The organism is Clostridium sp. MB05, assembly GCF_046581255.1.
Taxonomy (GTDB): domain Bacteria; phylum Bacillota; class Clostridia; order Clostridiales; family Clostridiaceae; genus Clostridium.
Genome location: NZ_CP174370.1, coordinates 1,477,566 through 1,498,764, shown reverse-complemented (window position 1 = coordinate 1,498,764; position 21,199 = coordinate 1,477,566). Strand labels below are relative to the sequence as shown.

Below are 21,199 nucleotides of genomic sequence, written 5' to 3'. Positions count from 1 at the left end.
TAATCTATAATTTATTTATTTAATTTAATTATTTGTATATTTTCTGTAATAGACTTCTCTTCTATTTTATGTCCATTTTCTTTTTTCCAAGCCATATTGTCACCTCTTGTTACTTCAACCTTAAATCCAGATCTATTTATTCTTCCTTCTATGCACTTTCTACATTCTGCTGCTTCATCTCCTGTACATATCTTCCCATCATAAAGTGAATACTTTTCTCTTACACTTGTTGGAGAGAGATTTGGCATAACTACATTTCCGCCAGCCTTTATTCCCTTTTCTCTACCTGTTGGATCGATACTTCCAAGTGAAGTTGTAGATGGGAGTAATACCTCTGGTAATAATAATCTTATTAAAGCCAACAGCGTAGTTGTTTTTTCAACAGTTCCAGCCTTTTCCTCTTTAAGAGGAGTATCTTTATGTGGTATGAATGGACCTATTCCACACATATGAGGTTCTAATTCTTTAACAAACAATAAATCATTAACTAAATCTTCATTAGTTTGCTTTGGAAGCTCAACCATAAAGCCAGCCCCTACTTGATACCCTATTTCTTTTAGATTTCTTAAACATTCTCTTCTTTCTTCAAAACTAGCACCTGGATGTAATTCTTCATATAATTCCTTAGTTGCAGTTTCATGTCTAAGTAAGTATCTGTCTGCACCTGCTTCAAACATCTTTTTATATGATTCATAGCTTCTTTCTCCTAAAGATAAAGTGATAGCATTATTTGGATACTTATTTTTAATCAATTTTATTATCTCTACCATTTTATCGTCAGTAAAATAATCATCTTCCCCACCTTGCAACACATATGTTTTATATCCTAATCTATCACCTATTTCCACACATTCCATAATTTCTTCAGTTGTTAATCTATATCTATCTGCATTTTTGTTGCTTCTTCTTATTCCACAATACACACAATTCTTTTTACAAAAGTTTGTAAACTCAATAATTCCCCTCAAATAGACCTTATCACCATAAGTCCTCATTCTAGTCTCATGCGACTTTTGAAGCAAATAAATTTTATCTTCTTCATTTAAGTTATCTAATAAGAAAATAAGCTCCTCTTTGCTAGCATTATTAAACTTATAAAGTTTATCTATAATACTTTTAACCTGCATATACAACCCTCCAATTGCTATTAATAGCACTATCCAAAATATTTTATTTTTTAATATTTACTAAAAATTATATTATTACATTTCTTTCTTACTAATAGCTGTTTTTATGGTTACTCCATCAATATTACCTAATTTTCCAGTTAAACTATTAATTTCATTTATCTCCCCTATAACTACTATGGATACAATAGATATTCCCTCTTCTAATGGAATCCCCATTCTTCCTCTAATGTTTCCTCTAAAACCTGAAATGACATCATTAAATTCAGCATTACACTTGCTTGGCTCTTCTAAAATTGCACTTATTACCCCTATTTTCATAATTTGATCTTTCTCCTTTAATTTAAAAGTAAAAAAAGCTTATTTTCCTTATTAAAAGAAAATAAGCTTTGTATATTAATAATAAAAATTATAACAACAATAAATATAAACTAAGTCTTTCTATAACTTAATTTATAACTTTTATTATTAATATATACCTACCACTTTCTTTCAAATCAGATTTCTCTTTTTTGTTAGATCATGTTTATTAATTTTAAAAAGTATTAAAACAAATATAAAAACAAACGAATAAAGACTTTCTCTAAACAAATGAATTTATATTAGTCTTATTATCTATATGATAATTATTCCAGTTTATGATGTCAATAGAATTGCTTAATATATAAACTAGTAAAAGAGTTATGATAAAGCCTCATAACTCTTTTATTCTTTATTTATCATAATATATTAAAAGTTTTTCCCTCTCACCTGGAGCAAACTCATATTGATCAATTTCATTTAAAGATATCCATCTTCCTTCAACTATATCATTACCATATGTTATTCTTTCCTTTATCTCTCCTTTATAAAGTAAAGATACTAATTCTTCATTTAATTCTTCTGATAATTGTTCTAAGTTAAAAACTATTGATTTTAAATCTTCTTTAATAGCACGTGAGATACATTTCTCTGCTGTTTCTTTACCTCTTAGTTTTCTAGCAATAATGTACCATAACTTAGGTTCATTTTTTTTAGTTTTTCTTTGAACTATAAATACATTATTGAAATCATCTTTAATTATTATTGAGCACTCAGTAATTTTAGCCATTATTGTTCCCCCTTAAGTCTAAATACTTATATTATATATTTGATATTAATATGTGATTAAAGGTGATATAAAAATTAATCAAAAGATCATATTAACCTACTACTTCTACTATTCTACAAAAAACCAAATTCACCTCTGGGATTTTTTTTACAAATACTTATAAATGCTATTTTCTTATATCAATTAAATAAGACTTCACTACAGCTAAAAACTCTCTAGAATACATAACAGGAATTAGTGCTGGTAGTGTCTTATTAGTATAAAAACTAATATTATTATACCCTAATTTTTTTCCTATCATGTTACTTCTAAAAGCATGAAAATCTGATGTTATTATCTTTATATCTAAATCTGATATATTTTTATTACTATTTTCTTCTAATATCTTTTTAGAAAACATTAAATTCTCATTTGTGCTTGTAGATTTATTTTCCATTATTATTATATTTTCATCTATTCCCTTATCTACTAAATATCTTTTCATTGCTTCTGCCTCTGAAATATCTTCGCCTCTTCCTTGTCCCCCAGAAACTATTATATTAGTTTTTTTATCTTGCTTATTTATATATTCAATAGTTTTATCTAATCTTTGCCTTAATGTAAGACTAGGTGTCTCTCCTTTAACACCAGCCCCTAAGACAATTACATAACTTGAATAGCTTTCATTTTTCTTAGGAAACACTACTATTGCCGTCTCAATAATTATAAATATTAATAAAAATCCTACTATGCAATATTTAACTATAATAAATAAATTTTTAATTATTTTTTTAGACTTTATATATTCCTTAATTTGTTTTTTAGTATAATGATACATAATTAATGCAACTCCTAATACAAAAAACACTTCACTAAAACTAATTTTTCCTAAAAATAAATTTATACAAATTACATATATAACTAAAAAAACTCCTATTATTAAATCTATTTTTCTTTTCATAATACACTCCTATTTATTATTTATTAGTTAAATATTACCATATTCAACTCTAATATTGCTAATTTATATTAAATATAATTATATTTTAATTATTATATATAAGAAAAAGGATAAAGCATTAAATCTTTATCCTTTTTAAAGCTAAGCATGAAACTATTTTATTGGATTTCCGTCAAAATCTCTATATTCACTTTGATTTTTATCATTTCCTACATTATTTTGATTTTTATGTAGTCTTCTTCTTCTTTCTCCTTTTTGCATTGGAGTTCTTGTTTCTGAGTTTCTTGGCATATAAAACACATCCTTTCAAAAGTATTTTATACCCTTAAATAATTTTAATACATTATTTATTTGTTTTCTAATTTAAACTTCAAACTCTTCAATTTCTATTGCATATGTTCCACAGTTTTTACATACCATAACAGTTACTAAATAGCTTTTATCTACAATTCCTTCTCTATTTAATCTAGTAAAAGACTTTTTATCATATTCATCATCTATACTACTCGTAACATATTTATTATTTTTTCCATAGACATAAAAGTGAACCTCTAAAAAATCAAATGCCTTTTTCTTTTCCTCTTTTCCAGCCTTGCAATTACTACAACAGTTTTCATAATATGCTTTTTCAAACTCTACTTCATTACTATTTATAAGTAATTCTAATATTTTGTTTTCATCAATATCTTTTAATTCCTCATTTTCATCATTAGCAAAATACTCTAAGTTATCTTCTCCTAAAGAATATTCTTTTTCATCAAACTTAAATTTATATATCATTTATATCTTCCTTTCAAAGTTAAACTCTTTAATCCTCTATTTTATAAAAACTCCCCTTATGTTCCCATTATACCATAATTTACTGTTATAATTAACTTATATTAATAGACAACAAAGGAGAGTCGTATGAATAGTAATGTTTCTTTAAAAAAACAATTTTTAAATTTTCTATTTCCATCTGTTACTGCAATGTGGATTTTTTCATTATATACAATGGTAGATGGTATATTTGTAAGCAGAGGTGTTGGTGAAACTGCTCTTGCAGCTGTAAATATAGCCATGCCTTTTGTAAATTTTATTTTTGCTATATCAATGTTATTTTCAACAGGTGTTTCTACTATAATTTCAATTTATCTTGGAAAAAATAATATAAAGAAAGCTAATGAGATATTTTCCTTTAATTTATTTTGTATGCTTATAGTTTCTTTAATAATAACATTATTATGTTTAATTAATATTGATAGTATATCATTATTTTTAGGCGCTACTGAAAACAACTTTAACCTAGTTAAAGATTACTTAAAAATAATTATAACCTTTAATGGATTTTTTATTGTATCATATTGTTTAGAAGTTTTAACAAAAGCTGATGGATATCCTCATTTAGCAATTATAGGTATGTTAATTTCAGCTCTTACCAATATAGTTTTGGATTTTTTATTTGTTATTATTCTAAATCTTGGAATCAAGGGTGCAGCTTATGCAACTATTATATCCCAAGGGGTATCCTTTATATTCTTTTTTTCACATTTTATGAGTAAAAAATCTAAACTAACCTTAACTAAATTTAAATTAAATATAAAATACTTAAAAAGAATATTATCAATTGGGTTTCCAGATGCAGTAACAGAGCTAACTTCTGGTATAGTTATATTGCTTTTTAACCAAACTATACTTCGCCATATTGGAGAAAATGGTATTGTTACTTATAGTATAATATGCTATGTCAGCACTTTAGTTATAATGACTATGATAGCAATAACACAAGGAATTCAACCATTATGTAGCTATTATTATGGAAAAGAAGAATTTAATATCATAAAGAAATTAATAAAAATGAGTCTAAAAGCAGTTGCTATATCTTCAATAGTAATCTTTTCAATATGTATTCTTTTTGCTAATGAAATTGTCTATATATTTATAAAAGATCCTTCATCCTTTACATATATATATTCTGTTTGGGCATTTCGTCTATTTTCAAGCGCATTTTTAGTGCTTGGATTTAATATATTGATATCTGGATATTTTGCTTCTATAGAAGAGGCTTTTAAGGCAACCATAATATCTATTGCTAGAGGACTTATATTTATTTCTATAGCTTTATTTTTCCTATCCCATTATTTCGGAGATACAGGTATATGGATTGCTACATTAGTTTCAGAATTAATTTGTCTTTTATTATCATTGTCCCTATTGCTAAGGAGAAACAAAGTAATTAAACAATAAAAAGTAGCTATATGAAATTGATAAATAAAATCAATTTTCATATAGCTATTTTTAATTAGATCCTAACTAATATTTCATTAATATCATTACTTACTTTAATTCTTTCCTCATATATCCACTTAAAATCAAACTCTAAATTAAATATCTTACAAAATGAGTAATACATATTTATTCTTTGATAATAACACTCTAATTCATCTAAATTGCCTTTGAAGCACTGAGGCCTTGTTATAATCTTATTTTTTATAACAAATAATTCTTCTACATAATCTAAAAAAGTATTCATAAGCTCATCTTTTGATATATCAAATGGTATCTTTAATAAGTTCCATTGAATTTCTTCTTTAAGTTTATATCTTTTTATATTTTCTAATATTATCAGATACTCATTTATATCCATCTTCCTATAATAATCTAAAGTATCTTCTCTAGTAGCCCATAGAGCTAACTTTTCATTTAGTGGTAAACTTTTAATATTTAAAATAGCCTCTGAAGGTCCTAAAACAGCTTCAGTTATTATTCTGTCCTTTTCCTCTAATTTGTCTTTTATAAATCTTTGATTATCTCTTACAGTTGCTACATATCCAACCTCGTATATTCCTTTTCTTCCTGCTCTTCCAGCTACTTGTTTTACCTCTTGTGATGTAAGTGGTCTTATTTCTTCTCCATCAAATTTTTGAATATCTAAAAATACTATTCTTTTTATAGGTAAATTTACCCCCATCCCTATAGCATCAGTAGTTATAAGGACCTTGTTTTCTTTATTTATAAACATATCATATTGCTTTCGCCTAACTTCTGGCGGAAGATCTCCATAAATTATGCTACTCTTTATTCCAAAACCTGAATACTGCTCTGCAATTTGTAATACTTTTTTCTTAGAGAATACTACTATTGCATCCCCTTCTTCTACATCATTATGAGTAAAATTTTTATCTTGAACTTCTAATGGTACGCTTCTTTTATAATCCTTAAATTCATATTCATCATTGCAATCTTCTATTATCTTTTCCACTATTCTTTTTGCATTTAAGGCTCCACAAATATGAATTTCATTACACCTAAGTCCAAGCAAGGCTCTTGTCCACGCTGCTCCCCTTTGTGCATCATCAATCATTTGAATTTCATCAATAATTGCTATATCATACTCTCTTTTTAAATTTACTTTTTCTATTGTACATGAAGTATGTGTAGCTCCTTCTTTTAATATTTCTTCTTCTCCTGTTAGAAGATTACAAATAACACCATGGTTATTTAATTTTTCGTAATTTTCTAAAGCAAGAATTCTAAGTGGAGATAAATAAACACCATTTTTAGCAACTTTTAATCTTTCCATTGCTGTATAAGTTTTTCCTGTATTAGTTTCACCCAAATGCACATGAATTTTTCTCTTTATATTTCTAGCTAACTTATATTCATCTTTAGGATTATCAGGAAAGTTTTCTTCAAACTCCTTAGAAATTAACTTTGGTATATGCTGCTTAGTTAAAACAGACATAAATCCTGAGTTTATAAAGCTATTATAATTACCTCTTATTACTTGATAAAAATCAAAATCTGTATTATTTTTTTTATTATAGTCCTCTAATAATCTTTTAGATACATGTTCTAATAATTCTTCATATCTTTCATATATGTCTGAAAACTCCTTAAACCCTTCATTTTCCATATCTTTAAGTTGTCTTATCTTTTTCCTTAATGAAGACTCCTGCTCAATTAAAGCACCAGCTTTTGAATTATGAGCTATTTCTTCTATTTGATTTATTTGAGATTTTAATTTTTTAAAATCTCTTTGCATGGCATTTTTTTTCAAATAATCACCTCTCGTATAATATACTATTGTAAAATTTACATTTGTAAATTACATTCTTTTATTATTTAATATAGTTATAGTTTATATATATTTAATAAATATTATTTATTTTATTCTACTAAATTTATTATCTTAACAAAACCTATTAATATTATATTAATAAAAAATACAGTACTTATTAATATTTTTAATAAAATTTGTATATCTTTATGTTTTCTTAAGGATAAATTAAGCTTTATATTATATAATCAATTATATGAATTATCTTATATATACTACTTTACTATCGGGGGATGATTTTATAATATGGACAATAAAGACATATATTTAGTATTTTCTAATACTGGTACATTGCTTGCAAGATGCATCAACTATTACACAAAAGATAAATATGTACACGTTTCATTAAGCTTTGATAACTCCTTTAATAAAATGTATTCCTTTGGAAGAGTTTTTCCTCAGATTCCTTTTATTGGAGGGCTAGTAGAAGAAAATTTACAAGATGGTGTATATAAAAGATTTCAAAAAAGTAAATGTGTTATATATAAAATTAGTGTAGATGATGAAAAATATGAATTGTTAATAGAAGAGTTGGAAAAATTTTTGAAAGATCAAAAGAAGTATAAATATAGTTTGCTTGGATTAATAGGTGTTGCTATTAAGAGACCAATAAAAAGAGATAATCATTACTTTTGTTCTGAATTTATATCCCATCTTTTAATTAAAAGTAATATTTATGATTCTAATAAGCTTCCTTCTCTTACAAAACCTAGTGACTTATTAGATATTAGTCATAAGGAATTTATATATGAAGGGTTAGCCTATGAGTATAACCAATGTTCTAATTTAATGTATTAAAAAAACTGAGAATTAAAATCTCAGTTTTTTTAATTATGAGCTTATATTAATGTCATTTTCCTTATTGCTTTTCAATGCTCTCTTTATAAACTCATATATCTTATATAGTCTTGGAAAATTTCTCTCTTCTTCTAGTTTATTCTTAACTTCTGTCATCTTCATTATAGGTTCTAGAAGTGAAATAGTATCTTCATATCCTTCTTTTATTCTATTCTTCTTTGCTTCTTCATCTAAGTTTAAAGTGCCATTAATTACACTTTCATTTAGATTTCTTGGATATATATCTATTATTTTAGTATTGGGATACAAATATCTATCAATCCTAGCTTCCTTAGATAAAGATACTACTATTATTATATCACAGCCCTCTCCATAAACCGGCTGTATAGGAGTATTATCCGCAACCCCTCCGTCTATATATTTACTTCCTAATATTTCTGTAGGCTCATATATAAGTGGTAGCGATGCTGATGCAATTACAATTTCTTTTCCTAATTCTTCATCAAAATCATTTATTTTAAAATATTTAACTTTAAAATCTGGCAATTCCGTACAAGCTGCATAACAAATTTTATTATTCTTTTTCACTTTATTTATATTTAAATACTTATTTATTATTTCTTTCGCACCTTCTTTTGAAACTGCACCTTCTTCTATTTTTTGATTCATATACTTTTTGGCTATATTTAAATTTTTCCCACCAAGTATAAGTCCTACGCCTTTTTTAAAGAGCTCAAACTTACTAATAGGAATTAGTTTATCTATAGTTACCTCTTCCCATAGGGCTTCTGCATAAATCATATCATCTTGTGCAAAAAGTACAGCATTAAAAGCTCCAATTGATGTGCCTGAAAAAACACTTATGTATTTATCAATTCCTAATTCTTTTAATGCCTTCCAGACTCCAAGCTCATATGCACCTTTGCCTCCACCGCCTGATAATACCAATCCTATTTTCATTTCAATCCCCCCCTTTATTAAAAACCATTATTTCGACAGTAGATAAATCTTATATCTACTATTATATAATAAATACACTATTTTTGTTAATTTTCTTATATATTATAATAATCATTTATTTTGTACGTAAAAAACACCTTAAAAATAAAATTTTAAGGTGTTTTTAAAATAGTGTTAAACTATTTTATTGAATTTTTCGCTAATTCTACTAAATCTGCAAATGCTTTTGGATCATTTATAGCTATTTCTGATAACATCTTTCTGTTCATATCTATTCCAGCTAATTTAAGTCCATTCATAAATCTTGAATATGAAAGTCCATTCATTCTTGTAGCTGCATTAATTCTCGCTATCCAAAGTCTTCTGAAATCTCTTTTCTTTAATCTTCTTCCAACATAAGCATTTCTTAAAGCTCTTATTACTGATTCATTAGCAGTCTTGAATAGTCTGCTTTTTCCACCGTAATAACCTTTTGCAAGCTTTAATACTTTTTTATGATTTTTACGTGAATTTACCGCTCTTTTAACTCTTGCCATGTTTAATCCTCCTAAAAACCTCTATATTATAGGTATGGTAATAATTTCTTCATTGCTTTTTCTTGAGTAGTTGAAACGTAAGAAGTCTTTCTTAAGTTTCTCTTTCTTTTAGAACTTTTCTTTGTTAATATATGACTCTTAAACGCCTTAGCTCTTTTTAACTTTCCAGTTCCAGTTTTCTTAAATCTCTTTGCTGCACCTCTGTGGGTTTTCATTTTTGGCATGATACTTATCTCCTCTCAAGTTACGCTTTTTTAGGACCTACAACCATTGTCATATTTCTGCCTTCATGCTTAGCAGGCTTTTCAACAACACAAACATCTTCTAATTTAGAAACAAAATTTTCTAATATTTTTTTTCCAATATGTCCTAGTTGTGCTTCTCTTCCTTTAAATCTAACAGTGATTTTAACTTTATCTCCGTCTAATAAAAACTTTCTAGCATTTTTTGCTTTTATCGCAATATCATTTTCTTCAATTGTAAGACTACATCTTATTTCCTTAAGAGTAGTTACCTTTTGCTTTTTCTTAGCTTCTTTTTCTTTCTTTGCTTGCTCATAAATATACTTTCCTAAATCCATCACTCTACATACTGGTGGATTAGCATTTGGAGAAATCATAACTAAATCTAATTCCTTCTCCTCAGCAATTTTTTGAGCTTCTTTTGTTGGAATTACGCCTAATTGATTACCTTCTGAATCAATCACTCTAACTTCCTTTACTCTTATAGCTTCATTACAAGTAAAATCCTTACTTATACCAGGTCACCTCCAAAATTTTAAATAAAAATATAACAAAAAATAGACGACATATTTTGCCGTCCTCTAGTACTTATAAAAACCTAGTTATATTTAACTAGAAATTATTACAAAACTATCTACCTTACTAAGCCTTGCCGTAAGGTGAGAAACGGCTGTTTCTTCTTAATACATCAGTTATTCTATCATTATTTTTATTGTTTGTCAATATTTCTACAATATTTATTTTTTACATTTATATCTTATATTATACTATATTAACATAAAAATTAAAATTACATTTTATTCTATATCTTCATTATAATCTAATATTCCACCTCTTAGATTATATAAATTTGTGAATCCTTCCTCTTCTAATATTGTACAAGCAACGCTACTTCTTACTCCCACCTTACAATAAACTAAAATAGGTTTATTTTTATATTCTTGTAAATCTTCAATTTCCCACTCTATTTCATCTACTGGTATGTTTATAGAATTACTTATTTTAGATTCTTTAAATTCATTTGGATTTCTAACATCTATTATCAGCAAATCTTCATTACCTTTAATTAGTTTTTTAGCTTGATTGCTATTAATTGATTTTATATTACTCATTTGTTCACCTCTTATTGTTTCTAATTCTCTATAAATCAATTCCGATTTTTGTGATTTCTATTTTGTTTTCACTTATTATTAATATAGCTATTATACTAATTATTATCTTTTTTCGCCATTAATATTTATAATTTATTAATAAAAAAGTGAGCCTACATAATTTTGCTTATTCCTTCGTTCCCCTTCAAGTCACCCCAAACTTACATATGCCACTTACAAACTTAAGGTAAAGAAAGTAAAAAACTCACTCTGCTTAACATAAGCAAAATGAGTTTAATATTTTTTTCTTTACTCTTCTATTGGATCATCAAAGCCTAACAATACTGTAAATAAATATCCTGCTATATATGAAACTAAAACTCCAATAAGAAATACTAACATTTTTCCATCTGCTATTAATAAAGCTAACGGTAATCCAGATACACCTATAGCCACTGATCCTACCTTTAAAAATGCCATAACAGCACCACCAACTCCAGCACCTAAACAAGCTCCCAAGAAAGGCTTTCCTAAAGGTAGTGTTACTCCGTATATTAAAGGTTCTCCAATACCCAAGAATCCTGGTATTAATCCATTTTTAGCAGTCTTCTTTAATCTTTGATTTTTAGTCTTAACTAAAACAGCTATAGTAGCACCAACTTGTGCCATCCCTGCTGTTGCTAATATTGGAAGTAAAACTGTATATCCAGCATTTGCTATTAAGTCTGCATGTATTGGTGTCAATGCTTGATGCATTCCAGTCATAACTAGCGGTAAAAACAATGCCCCTGAAACAGCTCCTGAAAGTACTGATACTAGAGTATTGTCTGAAGAAATAGTTTGAGCCACTATAAATCCTATTCCATCTGAAATAAATCCACCTACTGGTTGTAAAATAAATAATGCAGCTAATACAGATACTGATAAAGTTATTAGTGGTGTTACAAATAAATCTACTACATCAGGAACATATTTTCTACAAGCTTTTTCAATAAATACAGATAATAGAACTACTAAGATTACTGAAATTATTCCTCCTCTACCTGGTGTTAAAGCTTTACCAAAGAGATTTATATTTGCAAGTGTTCCTGATGAAAGAATACCTCCTAATACTCCTCCCATCATAGGCATCTGCGATCCAAATTCCTTAGCAGCATTTACTCCTACTAATATAGATAAAATTGAGAAAACTCCCCCACCTATTAACCCTATTATTTGTCCTATAGTTGTTGCTTTATATGCATCCCCAAATCTTACATTACATATATTATTTATTGCTAAAACAAGTCCACAAGCTACAAATAAAGGAATTAAAGGAATGAATATATTACCTAATTTTCTTAATGCATTTTTTACTGGAGTATTATTTTTTCCTTTTAGCTTTGTTTTTGTTTCCTTAACTGCTTCTTCACCAATAACTAATGATTTTCCTACTATTTTTTTTACTTCTTCAGTAATTTTATTAACTTTTCCTAAACCATATATAACCTGTAATTGACCATTATCCTCTACTACTCCTAAAGCTCCCTCAGATTTCTTTATTGATTCTAAATCAACCTTAGTTAAATCCTTAAGTTCTAACCTACAACGAGTCATACAATTACTAACTGATTTTATATTATCCTTTCCACCAAGCAAATCTACCAGTTGTCTTGCAATTTCTTGATTTGTCATAATAATACACTCCCCTATAAATAATAAATAATTCCTAGTTAAACTTAATAACGAGAAAGAACCTGAATAAATATATCCTCCTTACACATCCCACCTATCTAATTGCTAATTTAAAAGATTTATAAATTATTTTTATAATACACTTAATCTATATGCTTATTTCTTTTTTAATATAATCTTTATAGAAACAAAATTTTAATTTCCAACAAAATTTTACTTTTTTATTTCATTTTAAATAGAAAAGATCCTCACCATTTTCATTGTAAAGATCTTCTTTAAATATTTTATTTAAAATATTGTTTTCCTTTAATAAATGTCTGAATTACATTATATTTATCATCTAATAAAACCAAGTCTGCATCATAATTTAATTTTATTTCACCTGTATTATTTAAGCTTAAAATTGAAGCAGGAGTTTTGGAAGCCATCTTTACACTATCACATAAAGATATTCCAAATTCAACACTAAGTCTAAGAGATTTATTCATAGTTGTAGTACTAGAAGCTAAGGTACCATCTTTTAATCTAGCTACTCCATCCTTAACAACTACATGATGTCCTCCAAATAGATAATTTCCATCCCCTACCCCCATTGCTTGTAAAGCATCTGTTGTTAAAACCATTCTATCTGCTCCTTTTACTTTGTGCATCAACCGAATAATTCCTGGATGAAGGTGTATACCATCTACAATAGCTTGCACACTTACATTATCATCTTCTAGTGCTGCTGTAACTAATCCTGGTTCACGATGATGAATAGCTGGCATTGCATTAAAACAATGCGTAATATGTGATGCCCCTTCTTTAAAAGCCTTTCTTGCTTCTTCATATGTTGCAGTAGAATGTGCAATAGCAACTACTACATTTCTATTTCTTAAGTAATGAATTAATTCAATTCCACCTGGTAACTCTGGAGCAATTGTAACCATTTTTATAAGATCTCCTGCTTCCTTAAAAATAATATCCATTTCCTCTAAATTAGGATGTCTTAGATGTTTAGGATTTTGCATACCTTTTTTTTCAACATTCAAATATGGTCCCTCTAAATGAATTCCTACTATCTTTGCTCCTTCTTCATTTCCTAATACCTTTTTAACACTACTAATCATAGAAAGTAAATCTTCAAGTGAAGAACTTACAGAAGTTGCTAAAAAGCTTGTACATCCAGTTTCAGCACATTTTTTTGACACTTCTTGAATACTTTTAGTTGTTCCATCCATCATATCATGATTATTTGCACCATGAATGTGTACATCTATCATTCCAGGTATTAATAAGTTATTATTTCCCTTAATAACTTGATGATTTATTTTTTCTTCTATATTTTGATTATAGGGAATTATTGATGTGATTTTTCCTTCATCAATATAGATATCAACATTATTTATTTTTTCTCCTAAAATTACCCTTACATTTGAAATTAAAGTTTTCATATCTATTCCTCCTCACTTGCAATAATTAATTTAATATTATATTCATTAATTTTTTTTTGTAATGAAGAAGGAATAATTTTATTTGTAATTATTGTATCTATTCCTTCAAATCCTATTTTAAATGATGAGGTTTGATTAAATTTTGATTCATCTAAAACAATACAAACCTTTTTAGAACTACTAAAAATACTTTTTTTAACATTAATATCTTCTAGATCTGAGTAAAAAATTCCTTCTGAATTAATTCCTGATGCACCAATGAATGCATAATCAAAATAAAATTGACCTAGTTGATCCAATAATGAAGACCCATGCATAACATGAGATTCTGGATTAAAATAACCTCCAAGAAGAAATATTTTATTATCTCTATTCCTAGAAGAAAATGATATTGCATTATCAATAGAATGAGTAACAATAAATAGATCTTTTTGAGTCATATATTTTGCCATAAAATTTACTGTTGTAGATACATCTAATAAAACAGTATTGTTATCTCTTATTAAACTTGCTGCCTTCCTGGCAATAAGTTCTTTTTCTTTGGAGTTTACAACTAATCTTTCTGAATACTTTTCAATTTTAGCCTTTATTAATGGAAGAGAGATTCCACCTCTATACCTTTCTGCTAATCCTTGTTCTGTTAGCAGTAAAATATCTCTTCTTGCAGTATCCTTTGAAACTGAAAAAATTTTACCTAACTCTTCTTGAGATAATTGTTCTCTTTGTTCTAATAGTTCTAATATTTTAACTAAGCGTTGTTTTTGATCCATAAATCTCACCTCATTTACAATATATCATATAAAAAACTTATATGCAATATTTTAAGTTTTTTATATTAAATTTTAAGTTTTATTAAGTTTTATATTGGGTTTCTAATTTAACTTTAATACTATATTTAATTAAAAGTAAAATATTAAATATTATAAATTTATTATTCTTACAATTGATATTTTATATTTTTTAGAAACTATTTAGCTATAATAAATATTAATATAACAATAGATAATTCCATAAATGATTATAAATATAAAAAAAGGTAAGGAGTTTATAAACTCCTTACCTTTTTTATATTTATCTCTTACCAGCATCAAATGGTTCACCAGAAGCCTTTGGAGCTTGTGATGATTTAGAGAATAGTACTAATGCTATTAAAGTAACAACGTATGGGAAAATCTTTAATAATACACCTGGTATAGATGCTAATGATGGTATAACTTGAGATACGTTTGCTATAGTTGAAGCAAATCCGAAGAATAAAGTTGCTCCTAGTATCCCCATAGGTTTCCATTGTCCAAATATTAATGCTGCTAAAGCTAGGAATCCAAGACCAGCAACATTTCCGTTAAACTCACCAGAATATGTTACTAATATTATAGCTCCACCTAAAGCTGATAATCCGCCAGATATCATAACACCTATATATCTCATTTTGAATACGCTTATACCAGCTGCCGCTGCCGCTTGCGGATGTTCCCCACAAGCTCTTAATCTTAATCCAAAACTTGTTTTATATAATAAGAATACACTTAGTATTAAAATTGCTATTACAAGCCATGTTGTTGCATAAGTTTTAGTAAAGAAAAGTGGTCCTATTACAGGTATATTTGATAATACTGGTATATCTTTTGGAATAAATCCATTTGTTACTCTTATATTACCACTACCTGTCATATTTCTTGCTAAGAATACTGTTAATGCTCCAGCTATCATATTTATCGCTGTACCACTAATTACTTGATTAGCATTTAAGTTTATACTTGCAAATGCATGTAATAAGGAGAATAAAACTCCTGCTAAAGTTGCAACTAAAAGACCTATCCATAAAGCCCCTGCAACTCCGTTTGCTTGTAGTTTTGATACTGTTAATGCTCCAGCAAATGAACCTATTATCATAAGTCCATCTAATCCTATATTTATAACTCCACTTCTTTCACAGTAAAGTGCTCCTAACGCTGTTATTAAAAGAGGCACTGTAAAAGAAATTGCATATGGAAAAATTTGTTGTATTATGCTCCACATTATTTTTCCACCACCCTTTCAGCAGAACTATTTTTACCTTTTGAATCGTCATCTTTTTTTGATTTTTTAAATCTTTTTATTACTTTATCCATTATCATACTTGTTGCTGCAAAGTAAATTATTGTTGCCATTATAGTGTCTGCAAGTTCTGGTGGTACCTTTACCGCAGCATTCATAAATCCTTTTCCAACATATAGTACTCCAAAGAATAACGCTGAGAAGAAAACTCCAATAGGGTTACTTGCTCCAAGTAATGCAACTGCTATTCCATCAAAACCTTGAGTTGGCATAACTCCTATTTGCATTATATTTGCGTTACCTGTATATTGTATAGCACCTGCAAGACCTGATAATGCTCCAGCTATCATCATAGAAACAATTATATTTCTATTAACAGGCATACCAGCATATTCTGCTCCAAATCTATTAAATCCAACAGCTTTTAATTCATATCCTAAAACTGTTTTATTTAATATAAACCAAACAACAAAAACTGCTGTTATTGCTAAGAAAATCCCTAAATTTATATATGATCCACTAAATATACTTGATAACCAAGAAACTCTTAAAGTAGCTGTTTCTGGTAACATTCTTGATTCAGTTTCTAAGAATTCTCCTTTAAAATATTTTGGGATGTTATAGTAAACTATCCAATAAGCTATCCAGTTCATCATTATTGATGATACAACTTCGTGAACGTTGAATTTAGCCTTTAATAATCCTGGAACTGTAGCCCATAATGCTCCTCCTAAGATTCCTACTAATACAACTATAGGAACAAGTAAAGCTTTAGGTAAATCCAGTGTTAAACCTACAGCAATTGAGCAAAATCCTCCAAATAGCATTTGTCCGGGAGCCCCTATGTTAAATAATCCTGTTTTAAATGCAAAGGCAACTGAAAGCCCTGTAAGTACTAATGGAGTTGCAGTAGCTATAGTGTTACCTATTCTCTCTAGGTTCATTAATCCGCCTTTAAATAAATACTCGTACCCTTCAACAGGATTAAATCCCATGATTACCATTAATATGGCACCTGCAATAAGACCTAAGATTACAGCCATTACAGATTTTAAACCTTGATTTTTTTCCATTAGCTTTCACCTCTCTTTATTCCTGCCATCATTAATCCAACTTCGTTTTCGTCTGTTTCAGAGGCATTTACTACTCCTATTAGTTCACCATTGTTAACAATAGCAATTCTATCTGAAACGTTTAGTACTTCATCTAATTCTAGTGATACTAAAAGTACAGCTTTCCCACTATCTCTTTGCTCAACAAGCCTTTTGTGTATGTATTCTATTGATCCTACATCTAATCCTCTTGTTGGTTGAACAGCTATTAATAAATCTGGATTTGATTGAACTTCACGTCCAATTATTCCTTTTTGCTGATTTCCACCTGATAAAGATCTAGCCATAGATTTTCCACCTTCACCTGATCTTACATCAAAGGTTTCTATAATGTTATTTGCATATTCTGTTATTTTACTTCTATTTATAAGTCCATTTTTAGAAAACGGTTCATTTTTATAAACTTTAAGAACCATGTTATCTTCCATAGTATAATCAAGAATTAGTCCTCTTTTATGTCTATCTTCTGGAATATGTGCTATTCCATCGTCAATTCTATCTCTTATTGAAGTTTTAGTAATATCCCTTCCGTTAAAGAATATTGCTCCACTTTCTATTTCTCTCATTCCCGTTATAGCTTCAACTATCTCAGTCTGTCCATTTCCTTCTACACCAGCTATACCAACTATTTCTCCTTTTCTTACTTCTAAAGAAAAGTCCTTTAATCCTAATACTTTTTTATTATTTTTAACTGATAAATTTTCAATTTTTAATACCTCTTCCCCTGGGGTTGACGGTTTTTTATTTACTTTAAAGGATACTTGTCTACCTACCATCATTTTTGCCATATCAGCTTCAGTAGTAGTTTTTACATCAACTGTTCCTATACATTTACCTCTTCTTATAACAGTACATCTATCTGCAGCGGCTTTGATTTCTTTTAGCTTATGTGTAATTAATATTATTGATTTACCTTCTTTTATAAGGTTTTTCATTATTTCAATTAAGTCTTCTATTTCTTGAGGAGTTAAAACTGCCGTTGGCTCGTCGAAAATAAGCACATCAGCGTTTCTGTATAACATTTTTAAGATTTCAACACGTTGTTGCATACCAACAGATATATCTTCTATCTTTGCATATGGGTCAACATTTAATCCATAAGTTTTTGATAACTCATCTATTCTTTTAGCTGCACTTTTTACATCAACTGTTAAGAATTTTTTTGGTTCAAGACCTAATATAATATTTTCTGTTACAGTAAAGTTTTCAACTAGTTTAAAATGCTGATGAACCATACCTATTCCTAAATCATTTGCTACATTCGGACTAGAAATTTTCACTTCTTTTCCATTTACTTTTATTATTCCAGCCTCTGGTTGATACATTCCAAATAACATTCCCATTAATGTAGATTTACCAGCACCATTTTCTCCTAAAAGAGCATGGATTTCTCCCTTTTTTAGCTGTAAAGTTACATTATCATTTGCTATAATTCCTGGAAACTCTTTTCGAATGTTAAGCATTTCTACTACATAACTCATTAAGTATCCTCCCTTTATTAATTAAAAGATTTTTAATTACATCATCTCTATTCCTTTTTATTGTCAAATTGTAAAATTAAACAAATTCAGGTGTATATAAGAAAAAGACGGTACTTCCGTCTTTTCCTATGTTATTAATTCTTTTATATAAACTCTATAAAATTACTTAATTAAATCACCTTGTTTATCTGATACAGTAATCTTTCCGTCTTTAATTTGTTTAAGTACTTCAGCAACTTTATCTGAAGTTTCTTTACTTAAATTAGGATTTTCTTTTGGAATACCAATACCATCATTTTTAGCATCAAATATTAAAGTCTTTCCACCTTGGAATTTTCCATCTAACTCATCTTTAACCATATCAAAAGTAGCTGTATCTATCATTTTCATAGCTGAAGTTAATACTACAGATTTATTGTCTTTGTAAATTCCATCTGCATATTGGTCAACGTCAACACCTACTATCCATGCTTCTTTTCCAGCGTTAGCTCTAGCTTTAGCTTCATTTATAGCTCCAACTCCAACTCCACCAGCTGCCGTAAATATTGCTTTAACTCCATTATCAAACATAGTTGCAGCTAATTGTTGACCTGCAGCAACATTATCAAATGATCCTTGATATACTACATTTTCTTTCTTTATGTTCATTTTTGTTCCAAAATTTTCATTAGCATATTTAACACCTTGTTGGAATCCCCAGTTAAACTTTTGAGGTGCTGGTATTTCCATACCACCTATAAATCCTAGTTCTCCTTCTTTTAGTTGAAGTGCTGTTGCAACACCAGCTAAGAATCCTGCTTCTTGTTCAGCAAAGAATATAGCCACTGTATTATCAGCTACAACTGGCTTAAAGTCTCCACTATGTGGATTACCATCTATTATTACAAACTTGGCATCTTTATATTTTTCTTGTGCTTTAAATACAGCTGTTTCAAATTTAAATCCAGGAGTAACTATAAATTTATATCCTGTATCATAAAGATTTCCTATTTCCTTCATATAGTCAGCTTCTGTTGTTCCTGATGGCTTTAAATAGTTAGCATCTATTTTTAGATCTGTTTGTGCCTTCTTTATACCTTCCCAAGTACCTTGGTTAAATGACTTATCATCTATAGTTCCTGCATCAGTAACCATACCTACTTTTAAGTCCTTTTCTTTTGCTGCTCCATCTGATTTATTGCCACAACCTACTAAACCAGTTATCATAAGCGCTGATAGTGCTAAAGCTATTGCTCTTTTTTTCATGTTAAAAATCCCCCTTAGACTTTTGTAATTTAGTTGTTATAATTTTTTTAAAAGGTTTCCACATAGAAACTTTTAAAAAAATTATACAATATATAGTTCGTAAATACAATATTTTTCTAAATATTATTTTCATTATTAGACAAATTTATCCAAAATGAATAACCTTTTCAAATATTTTTTATGAAATTTATTCTTAATATTGTAAAAAATAAAACTAACTATACGAATTATATCGACTTTATAATTTATAATTTTCGATTATCTTTTAGGGATTTCATATTATTTTAGTCTCCCATCTAAAAACAAATTGGTTGACCTTATTTTAAAAATTCGCTAAATATACTTTTAAAAGCTTCTATATCCATAGGAGACATTCTAATTCTTTTTAATGAGTACATACCATCAGAAGCTTTTGCTATTCCAACTTCTGTTGTAACAGCTGCTTTTATACCTAATTCTTTTTCTACTTCTATCGTTTCATCATCGTATCTACCAACTGGATAGCAAACAAATTTACTATCTACTCCAACTTTCTCTTTTAATGTATTAATCCCCTCTTTTATTATTGCAATTTTGTCTTCTCTTGATATTTTAGTAAACTCAATATGTCTAGAGGTATGATTCTCTATTCCCATTCCATCCTTATGCATTTCTTTTAGCATATTAGAATTCATATACCAACCATCAACATCAGTTTTGTCAGTTATTATAAAAAAAGTAGCCTTCATACCATGTTCTTTTAATATTCTGTAAGCCTCTGTATAGTTGTCTGCGTATCCATCATCAAAAGTTATTGCTACTGGCTTTTCAGGAACTTTACCTGTATTAAAAGCTTCTACAACATCTTCTAACAGCATAGGTGTAAATCCATTTTCCTTAAGCCATTTGACTTGTCCTTCAAACTGACTTATTGGCACTAGTAAGTTATTATTAGGATCGGTATCTGCTATAGAATGATACATTAATATAGGTATTCTTACATCGTTCACATTTAAATTTACATAATTAATTTTATCCTTTTCTTCTATTTTAGTATTTTTTTCTTCAATATTTTTCTTTGTTTCTTCATTAGAATCCTTATTATTCTTTTCTACACTTACTGTATTATTATCAGCACTAAACTTATAATTTTTTATAAATAATATTCCAAATCCTATGACTAGTATTACTACTAAAGCTGTAGTTAATTTCATTATTTTTTTCATAATATTATATTCCCCTCTTTCCTATATATTTTGAATATATATTGATAGGAATAATTTGTCAATATTTCTATTCATAATTGTTTCTATTTTTTTAACACTTTCTAATTTTTCCTTTAATCATTGTTAATA

22 protein-coding genes and 1 other annotated feature are annotated in these 21,199 nt (G+C 28.0%); of the genes, 2 read left to right on the top strand and 20 right to left on the bottom strand.

Annotated elements, in window-relative coordinates; genetic code table 11:
- Positions 1-11: 11 nt before the first annotated feature.
- From hydE to ACH36K_RS06925, 6 genes are all read right to left on the bottom strand, one after another.
- On the bottom strand, positions 12-1,127 hold the full coding sequence (hydE, locus tag ACH36K_RS06950; RefSeq protein ID WP_411170216.1) for a [FeFe] hydrogenase H-cluster radical SAM maturase HydE: 1,116 nt from the start codon (positions 1,125-1,127) through the stop codon (positions 12-14).
- A 75-nt stretch (positions 1,128-1,202) separates the two neighbouring features.
- Entirely contained in the window at positions 1,203-1,448 is a 246-nt protein-coding gene (locus ACH36K_RS06945) for a TM1266 family iron-only hydrogenase system putative regulator (protein WP_411170215.1), read from the bottom strand.
- Positions 1,449-1,839: 391 nt separating this feature from the next.
- A complete protein-coding gene (locus tag ACH36K_RS06940; protein WP_411170214.1) occupies positions 1,840-2,217 on the bottom strand; it encodes an NUDIX hydrolase in 378 nt (125 codons plus the stop codon).
- A 166-nt stretch (positions 2,218-2,383) separates the two neighbouring features.
- Positions 2,384-3,157 carry a YdcF family protein gene (locus ACH36K_RS06935; protein ID WP_411170213.1) on the bottom strand — a complete coding sequence of 258 codons (774 nt, stop codon included), beginning with the start codon at positions 3,155-3,157 and terminating at the stop codon, positions 2,384-2,386.
- Positions 3,158-3,310: 153 nt separating this feature from the next.
- Positions 3,311-3,448 carry a clostri-philic family protein gene (locus ACH36K_RS06930; protein ID WP_411170212.1) on the bottom strand — a complete coding sequence of 46 codons (138 nt, stop codon included), beginning with the start codon at positions 3,446-3,448 and terminating at the stop codon, positions 3,311-3,313.
- Positions 3,449-3,520: 72 nt separating this feature from the next.
- The gene (locus ACH36K_RS06925; protein WP_411170211.1) at positions 3,521-3,937 is read right to left on the bottom strand and encodes a DUF3785 family protein; all 417 of its coding nucleotides are present in this window, start codon (positions 3,935-3,937) and stop codon (positions 3,521-3,523) included.
- Between the two features lie 126 nt (positions 3,938-4,063).
- On the opposite strand from ACH36K_RS06925, the gene ACH36K_RS06920 reads away from it, so the two are divergent.
- A complete protein-coding gene (locus tag ACH36K_RS06920; protein ID WP_411170210.1) occupies positions 4,064-5,383 on the top strand; it encodes an MATE family efflux transporter in 1,320 nt (439 codons plus the stop codon).
- Between the two features lie 55 nt (positions 5,384-5,438).
- Here the strand turns inward: ACH36K_RS06920 and ACH36K_RS06915 are convergent, their stop codons facing one another.
- On the bottom strand, positions 5,439-7,196 hold the full coding sequence (locus ACH36K_RS06915; protein ID WP_411170209.1) for an SUV3 family DEAD/DEAH box RNA helicase: 1,758 nt from the start codon (positions 7,194-7,196) through the stop codon (positions 5,439-5,441).
- Positions 7,197-7,502: 306 nt separating this feature from the next.
- On the opposite strand from ACH36K_RS06915, the gene ACH36K_RS06910 reads away from it, so the two are divergent.
- Entirely contained in the window at positions 7,503-8,054 is a 552-nt protein-coding gene (locus ACH36K_RS06910; protein ID WP_411170208.1) for a hypothetical protein, read from the top strand.
- A gap of 33 nt (positions 8,055-8,087) precedes the next feature.
- Here ACH36K_RS06910 and ACH36K_RS06905 read toward each other — a convergent pair whose 3' ends face one another.
- The 13 genes from ACH36K_RS06905 to ACH36K_RS06845 all read right to left on the bottom strand — a co-directional run bounded on the left by ACH36K_RS06905 (position 8,088) and on the right by ACH36K_RS06845 (position 21,070).
- Positions 8,088-9,014: a patatin-like phospholipase family protein gene (locus tag ACH36K_RS06905; RefSeq protein ID WP_411170207.1), complete on the bottom strand. Its 927-nt coding sequence runs from the start codon at positions 9,012-9,014 to the stop codon at positions 8,088-8,090.
- Positions 9,015-9,193: 179 nt separating this feature from the next.
- Entirely contained in the window at positions 9,194-9,550 is a 357-nt protein-coding gene (gene rplT, locus ACH36K_RS06900) for a 50S ribosomal protein L20 (protein WP_322382400.1), read from the bottom strand.
- 26 nt (positions 9,551-9,576) lie between these two features.
- Positions 9,577-9,774, bottom strand: a complete 198-nt coding sequence (gene rpmI, locus ACH36K_RS06895) for a 50S ribosomal protein L35 (RefSeq protein ID WP_008677823.1) — start codon at positions 9,772-9,774, stop codon at positions 9,577-9,579.
- Positions 9,775-9,794: 20 nt separating this feature from the next.
- Complete coding sequence (gene infC, locus ACH36K_RS06890) at positions 9,795-10,307, bottom strand: translation initiation factor IF-3 (RefSeq protein ID WP_411170667.1); 513 nt, start codon at positions 10,305-10,307, stop codon at positions 9,795-9,797.
- Positions 10,308-10,339: 32 nt separating this feature from the next.
- Positions 10,340-10,480, bottom strand: a sequence feature (ribosomal protein L20 leader region).
- Positions 10,481-10,589: 109 nt separating this feature from the next.
- Positions 10,590-10,904, bottom strand: a complete 315-nt coding sequence (locus ACH36K_RS06885; protein ID WP_322395073.1) for a rhodanese-like domain-containing protein — start codon at positions 10,902-10,904, stop codon at positions 10,590-10,592.
- 288 nt (positions 10,905-11,192) lie between these two features.
- A complete protein-coding gene (locus tag ACH36K_RS06880; protein WP_411170206.1) occupies positions 11,193-12,557 on the bottom strand; it encodes a PTS transporter subunit EIIC in 1,365 nt (454 codons plus the stop codon).
- A 284-nt stretch (positions 12,558-12,841) separates the two neighbouring features.
- Entirely contained in the window at positions 12,842-13,990 is a 1,149-nt protein-coding gene (gene nagA / locus ACH36K_RS06875) for an N-acetylglucosamine-6-phosphate deacetylase (RefSeq protein WP_411170205.1), read from the bottom strand.
- A gap of 2 nt (positions 13,991-13,992) precedes the next feature.
- Entirely contained in the window at positions 13,993-14,760 is a 768-nt protein-coding gene (locus tag ACH36K_RS06870) for a DeoR/GlpR family DNA-binding transcription regulator (RefSeq protein ID WP_411170204.1), read from the bottom strand.
- A gap of 301 nt (positions 14,761-15,061) precedes the next feature.
- Positions 15,062-16,009 (bottom strand): ABC transporter permease, encoded by a 948-nt coding sequence (locus tag ACH36K_RS06865; protein ID WP_411169004.1) that lies wholly within the window; start codon positions 16,007-16,009, stop codon positions 15,062-15,064.
- Positions 16,009-17,100, bottom strand: coding sequence for an ABC transporter permease (locus tag ACH36K_RS06860; protein ID WP_411169005.1), 1,092 nt, complete (start codon positions 17,098-17,100; stop codon positions 16,009-16,011). Before ACH36K_RS06860 ends, ACH36K_RS06865 begins: the two co-directional genes overlap by 1 nt.
- Positions 17,100-18,620: an ABC transporter ATP-binding protein gene (locus ACH36K_RS06855; protein WP_411170203.1), complete on the bottom strand. Its 1,521-nt coding sequence runs from the start codon at positions 18,618-18,620 to the stop codon at positions 17,100-17,102. Before ACH36K_RS06855 ends, ACH36K_RS06860 begins: the two co-directional genes overlap by 1 nt.
- 162 nt (positions 18,621-18,782) lie before the next feature.
- Positions 18,783-19,865, bottom strand: a complete 1,083-nt coding sequence (locus ACH36K_RS06850) for a BMP family lipoprotein (protein ID WP_411170202.1) — start codon at positions 19,863-19,865, stop codon at positions 18,783-18,785.
- Between the two features lie 317 nt (positions 19,866-20,182).
- Positions 20,183-21,070: a polysaccharide deacetylase family protein gene (locus ACH36K_RS06845; RefSeq protein WP_411170201.1), complete on the bottom strand. Its 888-nt coding sequence runs from the start codon at positions 21,068-21,070 to the stop codon at positions 20,183-20,185.
- Between the last annotated feature and the right edge of the window lie 129 nt (positions 21,071-21,199).

Bases quoted from the DNA above. Each gene is read 5' to 3' on its own strand.
- ACH36K_RS06860 (WP_411169005.1), bottom strand. From the start codon at position 17,100: ATGGAAAAAAATCAAGGTTTAAAATCTGTAATGGCTGTAATCTTAGGT.
- ACH36K_RS06880 (WP_411170206.1), bottom strand. From the start codon at position 12,557: ATGACAAATCAAGAAATTGCAAGACAACTGGTAGATTTGCTTGGTGGA.
- rplT (WP_322382400.1), bottom strand. From the start codon at position 9,550: ATGGCAAGAGTTAAAAGAGCGGTAAATTCACGTAAAAATCATAAAAAA.
- ACH36K_RS06940 (WP_411170214.1), bottom strand. From the start codon at position 2,217: ATGGCTAAAATTACTGAGTGCTCAATAATAATTAAAGATGATTTCAAT.
- ACH36K_RS06845 (WP_411170201.1), bottom strand. From the start codon at position 21,070: ATGAAAAAAATAATGAAATTAACTACAGCTTTAGTAGTAATACTAGTC.
- ACH36K_RS06855 (WP_411170203.1), bottom strand. From the start codon at position 18,620: ATGAGTTATGTAGTAGAAATGCTTAACATTCGAAAAGAGTTTCCAGGA.
- ACH36K_RS06935 (WP_411170213.1), bottom strand. From the start codon at position 3,157: ATGAAAAGAAAAATAGATTTAATAATAGGAGTTTTTTTAGTTATATAT.
- hydE (WP_411170216.1), bottom strand. From the start codon at position 1,127: ATGCAGGTTAAAAGTATTATAGATAAACTTTATAAGTTTAATAATGCT.
- ACH36K_RS06930 (WP_411170212.1), bottom strand. From the start codon at position 3,448: ATGCCAAGAAACTCAGAAACAAGAACTCCAATGCAAAAAGGAGAAAGA.
- ACH36K_RS06920 (WP_411170210.1), top strand. From the start codon at position 4,064: ATGAATAGTAATGTTTCTTTAAAAAAACAATTTTTAAATTTTCTATTT.
- ACH36K_RS06925 (WP_411170211.1), bottom strand. From the start codon at position 3,937: ATGATATATAAATTTAAGTTTGATGAAAAAGAATATTCTTTAGGAGAA.
- rpmI (WP_008677823.1), bottom strand. From the start codon at position 9,774: ATGCCAAAAATGAAAACCCACAGAGGTGCAGCAAAGAGATTTAAGAAA.
- ACH36K_RS06870 (WP_411170204.1), bottom strand. From the start codon at position 14,760: ATGGATCAAAAACAACGCTTAGTTAAAATATTAGAACTATTAGAACAA.
- ACH36K_RS06910 (WP_411170208.1), top strand. From the start codon at position 7,503: ATGGACAATAAAGACATATATTTAGTATTTTCTAATACTGGTACATTG.
- ACH36K_RS06850 (WP_411170202.1), bottom strand. From the start codon at position 19,865: ATGAAAAAAAGAGCAATAGCTTTAGCACTATCAGCGCTTATGATAACT.
- nagA (WP_411170205.1), bottom strand. From the start codon at position 13,990: ATGAAAACTTTAATTTCAAATGTAAGGGTAATTTTAGGAGAAAAAATA.
- ACH36K_RS06945 (WP_411170215.1), bottom strand. From the start codon at position 1,448: ATGAAAATAGGGGTAATAAGTGCAATTTTAGAAGAGCCAAGCAAGTGT.
- ACH36K_RS06885 (WP_322395073.1), bottom strand. From the start codon at position 10,904: ATGAGTAATATAAAATCAATTAATAGCAATCAAGCTAAAAAACTAATT.
- ACH36K_RS06865 (WP_411169004.1), bottom strand. From the start codon at position 16,009: ATGTGGAGCATAATACAACAAATTTTTCCATATGCAATTTCTTTTACA.
- ACH36K_RS06905 (WP_411170207.1), bottom strand. From the start codon at position 9,014: ATGAAAATAGGATTGGTATTATCAGGCGGTGGAGGCAAAGGTGCATAT.